General features: G+C 76.0%; 5 protein-coding genes. 4 read left to right on the forward strand and 1 reads right to left on the reverse strand.

Annotated elements, in window-relative coordinates; translation table 11 throughout:
* A partial coding sequence (locus tag HN013_RS32090; protein WP_249375698.1) for a TerD family protein occupies window positions 1-593 on the reverse strand: 593 nt, incomplete at its 3' end.
* Window positions 594-794: 201 nt separating this feature from the next.
* Here HN013_RS32090 and HN013_RS32095 point away from each other — a divergent pair.
* From HN013_RS32095 to HN013_RS32110, 4 genes are all read left to right on the forward strand, one after another.
* A complete protein-coding gene (locus tag HN013_RS32095) occupies window positions 795-1,316 on the forward strand; it encodes a DUF6643 family protein (protein ID WP_171172529.1) in 522 nt (173 codons plus the stop codon).
* Between the two features lie 94 nt (window positions 1,317-1,410).
* The gene (locus HN013_RS32100; RefSeq protein WP_171172531.1) at window positions 1,411-2,241 is read left to right on the forward strand and encodes an MOSC domain-containing protein; all 831 of its coding nucleotides are present in this window, start codon (window positions 1,411-1,413) and stop codon (window positions 2,239-2,241) included.
* A 200-nt stretch (window positions 2,242-2,441) separates the two neighbouring features.
* Complete coding sequence (locus HN013_RS32105; RefSeq protein ID WP_212765072.1) at window positions 2,442-3,068, forward strand: hypothetical protein; 627 nt, start codon at window positions 2,442-2,444, stop codon at window positions 3,066-3,068.
* 133 nt (window positions 3,069-3,201) lie between these two features.
* Window positions 3,202-4,795, forward strand: a 1,594-nt coding sequence (locus HN013_RS32110) for a right-handed parallel beta-helix repeat-containing protein (RefSeq protein WP_249375700.1), incomplete at its 3' end; no start/stop codon positions are given.

Consider the following 4,795-nt stretch of genomic DNA (forward strand, 5'->3'; position numbering starts at 1 on the left):
GGGCTCACCGGCGCGGCGGGCGGCGGGACCGCGGCGGCCGGCTGCGGCGCGGCCGGCGGTGCGGCCTCCGGCTCGTCGACGCTGATGCCGAAGTCGCTCGCGAGGCCCGCGAGCCCTCTGTCGTAGCCCTGGCCGACCGCCCGGAACTTCCACTCACCCTGCCGCCGGTAGAGCTCGCCGAGCACGAAGGCGGTCTCGACCGTGGCGTCCTCGCTGTCGAAGCGCGCCAGCTCCGCGCCGCCCGCCGCGTCGAAGACGCGGACGTGCAGCCCCGGCACCTGGCCGAAGGTGCCGCCGTCGGCGGAGGCCGCGACCACCACGGTCTCCACGTCGGGCTCGACCGAGGACAGGTCGACGGCGAGGGTGTCGGTCACGGCACCGGCCGCCGGCGCCTTGCCCTCGTGCCGCACGGCACCGGAGCTGTGCACCGCCTGGTTGTAGAAGACGAAGTCCGCGTCGGAACGGACCCTGCCCCCCACGAGGAGGAGCGCGGAGGCGTCCACGTCCGGTACGCCGGGGCCGGTCCGCCAGCCCAGTTCTATCCGCACCGCCGGTGCCGGAATCCGGACATTGGTGCCCTTGAGCATCCCCATCTGCCACCCCTGTAGCGCGCTTCCCGGACGGACCTCCTGAACAGGTCCTGAACGATCCGGTCCCTTACATCGGTCCAACGTACCGTGGCCCCCGAATTCTCCGAGTTCGCCCCGATTGGTCATCGGCGGTGAACCGGCCCCCGTAAACAACCCAGGTACCTGACTCCCCAACCGGCACATCGTGGGCTTAACTTAAGGGCTATGACCTCCCCCCGCAGTGCCTACGGCAGCGGTTACTACACCGCGTCGTCGTTCCCCGACACCCCCATCTACGACAGCCTCGTCGCCGAGCGGGGCACCCCGCAGATCGCCCCCATCCGGGTGTCGGCGCCCTTTGACGGCGGGAGCCAGCTGCCCGCGTTGCCCGCCCTGCCCTCGGGCCACGGCTCCGCCCCGGCGCCGGCCGCCCACCAGGTGCCGCAGCCGCTGCAGAGCGGGTACGCCCAGCAGCCCCCGCAGTACGGCCAGGGCGGCCCCCAGCCCGTCGGGCTCCAGCACGCCCCCGCGCCCTACATCCCGCAGCAGGCGTCCGCGCCGCGCGGTTACCCGGGGCCGCAGCAGTACCAGCAGCGCCCGCCCGCGCAGGCCGGTCCCGGGGGGCCCGGTGGGTACGACGGGATGCGTCCGGTGGCCCCCCGCCCGGCGGCGCAGGGCCAGCCCGGAGCGCCCGGGCAGTACGACGACCCGTACCAGCGCCCGTACCCCGGCCAGGGGGGCTACTGACCGGCCACGACGAACGTCCGGAACCGGTGGATCCCGTACGGAACGTGCTTGTACGCGCCGGGATGCACCGGATCCGGTCGGGCAGGATGGCCGCATGGCCACTCCTGTGCTCACCTCGATCCACGTCTATCCGGTCAAGTCGATGGCGGGGGGCACGCCCGGGGAGGCGGCCGTGGAGCCGTGGGGGCTCGCCGGGGACCGGCGGTGGATGGCCATCGGGCGGGACGGCCGGTTCCTCAGCCAACGCCGGTGGCCCCGGCTCGCGTTGGCGGCCGCGCGGCCGCTGCCGGGGGGCGGCGTGGGGATCTCGGCGCCGGGTGCGGCGCCCTTGGAGGTGCCCGCCCCCGATCCCGGACGGCGGGGCACGGTCACGGTGGGACTGTTCCGGGACGAGGTCGAGGCGGTGCTCGCGGGCCCCGCGGCCGACGCATGGCTGACCGCCTTCCTGGGCACCGACGCCCGGCTGGTGCACATGGACGACCCGGCGGTCCGGCGCCCGGTCGACCCCCGGTACGGACGCCCGGAGGACCGGGTCGCGTTCGCCGACGGCTATCCGCTGCTGCTCACCGCGGCCTCCTCCCTCGAAGCGCTCAACTCACTGATCGCCACGGGGGACCACGCCGACGAGGGACCACTGCCGATGGACCGTTTCCGCCCCAACCTGGTCGTCGCGGGCACCGGCCCGTGGGCCGAGGACGGCTGGCGCCGGGTGCGGCTGGGCGGGGTGACCTTCCGGGTCGTCAAACCCTGTCGACGCTGCGTCGTCACCACCACCGACCAGCGCACCGCCGGGCGCGGCAGCGAACCCCTGCGCACCCTGGCCCGCCACCGGCGCGGGGAGCCCGGGCTCACCTTCGGGCAGAACCTCGTACCCGAACACCGCGGGACCCTGCGGATCGGCGACCCGTTCGAGGTGCTGGACTGAGAGGTCCCGGGCCGGCCTGAGAAAGGCCCCCGACTGCGAGGTCCCGGGCCGATCAGCGGGGCGCGTGCGCTCGCGCCCGCGCCCCGGCGCGTCAACGTACGGCCCGGCCGGGTCCGCCGGGAGTGATTCCCCTCTCCGTGGCGTCCGTTCCCGCATGCACGCCCTCCTGTGAGGTAATGAGACGCAGGGGGGTGAGCTTCATGAACGCGACGTCCCGGACGCGGTCCTGGGCCCGGCGGTGCACCTGGCGCTGGCGGCCCAACCCGCTGCGCCGTCCCACCGATGTCCTCGAATCGTGGATCGGGGTGGCCGCCCTGGTCCTGATGCTCGTCGTCGGACCGCTGGCGGGCCTGCTGGCCGGTTCCTCCGCCCACGCCGTGCTCCGGCAGACGGCCCGTGAACAGCGGTCGCACCGGCACCTGGTGAGCGCAGTCGCACTGCACGCGCAACCGGTGAAGGGCGTCACCGGCGACCGCGAGGGAGCCGCCGGGCGGGACGGCTACCACCGGATCCTCGCCCGCTGGACGTGCCCGGACGGCAGCTCGCGCACCGGACTGGTCCCGCTCAGGGGCGTCGGCGTCCCGGGCCGGCGGTTCCCGCTGTGGACCGACGACCGGGGCCGGATCGCCGGCCGTCCGATGGACGACGCCACGGCCGCCGTGCACGCGTCGCTCGCCGGCGCCGGTGCCGCGGCGGGCGCGGCGGGCGCGGTCCAGGGGCTGCGGCGCCTGGTCCTCTGGCGGATCACCCGGCGGCGGTACGAGCGGTGGGACCGCGCGTGGGAGCGGGCCGGGCAGACCTGGGGCCGGGCGGACGCGGGCAGCTGAGCAGGGTCGCACCCCCGGCGCGGTCAACTCCCGTGCCCGGCGCACGCTACGGTGGAGCGGCCGGTACGCATCGGCCCCGGGCGGCGCGTCCGTCCCGGGCAGCAGACGCACGAGGTGGGGGCGCAGCAGCACCATGGCACAGGGCTCGGTCCAGGTGACGCACGGCGGCCCGTCGCGTTGGCGGCGGCGCACCGGGGAGTACGCTTCGCTCGCCGCGGCCCTGGAGGCGGCGGCGGACGGGGACGTGCTGTCCGTGGCCCCGGGCACCTACCGGGAGAACCTCGTGGTGGCCCGCGCGATCACCCTGCGGGGCGCGGACGGGGCGCGCGGCTCGGTGCGGATCGCCCCGCCGGAGGGCGTCGCGCTCACCGTGCGCGCCTCGGCGGTGCTGCTGGACCTCCAGGTGGAGGGCCAGGACGCGGCGGTGCCCGCGCTGCTGGTGGACGACGGCGCGCCGGAGCTCACGGGGCTGCGGGTGGTGACGCGTTCGTCGGTGGGCATCGAGGTGCGTGGCGGCGCGCGGCCGACGGTGCGCCACTGCACGGTCGACAACGCGGCGGGCGTCGGCATCGGCGTGCTGGACGGCGCGGGCGGCGTCTTCGAGGAGTGCGAGGTGATCGCCGCGGGGCAGTCGGGCGTCGCCGTGCACGGGGGCGGGGGCCCGCGCCTGGAGCACTGCCGGGTGCACCACGCCCGGGGCGCCGGCCTGTCGGTGACGGGCGAGGGCAGCACGCTGGAGGCGGTGGGCTGCGAGGTGTACGAGATCCGGGGCGCCGGGGTGCGGATGGCCGAGCGCGCGGCCGGGCGGCTGTCCGACTGCCGGGTGCACCGGGTGACGGCCGACGGCGTGACGCTGGACACCGAGGCCGTGCTCGCCCTCGACGACTGCGACATCCACGACCTCCCGGAGAACGCGGTGGACCTGCGGGCGCGTTCGGTGCTGACGATGGCCCGCTCCACTGTGCGCCGCTTCGGGCGCAACGGCCTGTCGGTGTGGGACCCGGGCACCCGGGCCGAGGCCGCGCAGTGCGAGATCCAGGACAGTACGGGCGACTATCCGGCGGTGTGGGTGAGCGACGGCGCCACGGCCGTCCTCGCCTCGTGCCGCGTGCACGACGTACCGGACGCGCTGTTCGTCCTCGACCGCGGCTCGTGCGCGGAGGTCACCGACAGCGACCTGGCGCGGATCCGCGGCACGGCGGTGTCGGTGAGCGGCGGGGCGACGGCCCGGCTCGACGACTGCCGGATCCGGGAGGCGACGACCGGCGCCTGGTTCCGGGACCACGGCAGCGGCGGAACGCTGACGGGCTGTTCCATCGACACCACGGCCACCGGCGTGATCGTCACCAAGGGCGCCGACCCCACCTTCGAGCACTGCTCGGTGAGTTCGCCGCTGGAGGCGGGCTTCTATGTGTCGGCCGAGGGCCGCGGCACCTTCCACCGCTGCCGGGTGACGGGGAGCGGCGGCTACGGCTTCCACGTCATCGACGGGTGCCGGGCGACGCTGACCCTCTGCCACACCGAGCGCTGCACGCGCGGCGGTTACGAGTTCGCCGACGGCGGCGTCCACACGGAGGGCGGCGGGCCGGGGCCGGTGAGCGAGGGCTGCACGAGCGACGAGCCGCTGACGGCCCGGGCCGACCTGACCGCCGTCGAACGGGCGCGGCCCCGCCCGGCGGCGGTCCCGCCGGCCCCGGCGGCACCACCCCCCGCCGCCCCGGCCCCGG

The organism is Streptomyces sp. I05A-00742 (assembly GCF_013055795.1).
Lineage (GTDB): Bacteria > Actinomycetota > Actinomycetes > Streptomycetales > Streptomycetaceae > Streptomyces.